The sequence below is a fragment of the Marinoscillum sp. MHG1-6 genome, from assembly GCF_024714475.1.
Taxonomy (GTDB): Bacteria; Bacteroidota; Bacteroidia; order Cytophagales; family Cyclobacteriaceae; genus JAMZMI01.
The window spans coordinates 1-1266 of record NZ_JAMZMI010000024.1 but is presented as its reverse complement, the minus strand read 5'-3'; the positions used below and the strand labels follow the sequence as shown (position 1 = coordinate 1266).

At 42.0% G+C, this 1266-nt stretch carries 1 protein-coding gene; it reads left to right on the top strand.

The features are described from left to right. Nucleotides 1-211 precede the first annotated feature (211 nt). Nucleotides 212-1252: an IS110 family transposase gene (locus tag NXR94_RS17120; protein WP_258105899.1), complete on the top strand. Its 1041-nt coding sequence runs from the start codon at nucleotides 212-214 to the stop codon at nucleotides 1250-1252. The last annotated feature ends 14 nt before the right edge of the window (nucleotides 1253-1266 follow it).

Genomic DNA, 1266 nt, shown 5'->3' with positions numbered 1-1266 from the left:
AACCTTTAGCTTCCCTTCCTATAAATATTCCAAGAAACTGAATTTAATAACTTAAAGATAGGAAAGGCAGGTTTTGAACCAAGCGCTAACCAGGATTTGAGACCTATTGGTCGATTTGGTACCTGCTCTCCTATCTAAAAGATTCATATAGATATTCGGGAGTCAGCTTGTAGCTGAACGTCCCACTATCAAGGTTTTGAACAAATAAGTTATGAAGAAAGTAGAAACACCACAAGTAAACTATCCCTATGTTGTAGGTATTGATGTAAGTAAAGAGAGCATTGATGTTTGCATGATAGAAGCCGTCAGCCAAAGACATTATTCTATTGCTTTAACCAACACATCTGAAGGTTATGTCAAACTGAAAAGGTGGATGAAACAGCATGGCAATGATGACCATGAGCAGACTTTGTTCTGTATGGAACATATGGGCATTTACACCAGGAACCTGGTGAAGTACCTGATGAGTCGTGGCGGAAAAGTATGGCTTGAATCTTCTCTTCACATCAAAAGAAGCATAGGACTAGCCAGGGGTAAAAGTGATAAGATCGACGCTGAGCGGATAGCCAGGTTTGCCCTGATCCATCAACAGCAAGCCAAGCTGGTAAAGCTCTCACATCCTACATTAGAACGCTTACAGTACCTAATGAGACTCAGGGCCAGGTTATTAAAGAGCAAGTTGAGTCAGGAGCGTGCTATCTCTGAGATTGAACATTTTGATAAAAAGGCTGCTAATGAAATGAAGCGACTGAGCAAACCATCATTGGAAGGATTAGCTAGTTCCTTAAAGGATGTGGAGGAAAAAATGCTAGAGGTGATTCATATAGACAAAGAGGTTCGGGCGCTGTATGAGCTGGTGACCTCGGTAAAGTGTGTGGGCAAAGTATTGGCTACAGATCTGATCATCTACACCCACGGGTTCACACGGATGCTAGACGGGAAGAAACTCGCCTGTTACTGTGGGGTAGCACCCTTCGAGTATAGTAGTGGGACCAGTGTTTATGGAGCTCCGGGAACCTCAAACTTTGCCAATAAAATACTGAAGTATCATTTGCATATGGCCTCGATGAGTGCCATTAGGCATTGCCCGGAGTTGAAGGAATATTACTTAAGGAAACGAGAGGAAGGAAAAGGCAAAATGACCATTCTTAACGCCATAAGAAATAAGCTACTGCACAGGGTAGTAGCGGTAGTTAAGAGAGGGACACCATATCAGGATAGAATTGCACTAAAAAAAGTTGAAATGGCTTGATTTTATCATAGATA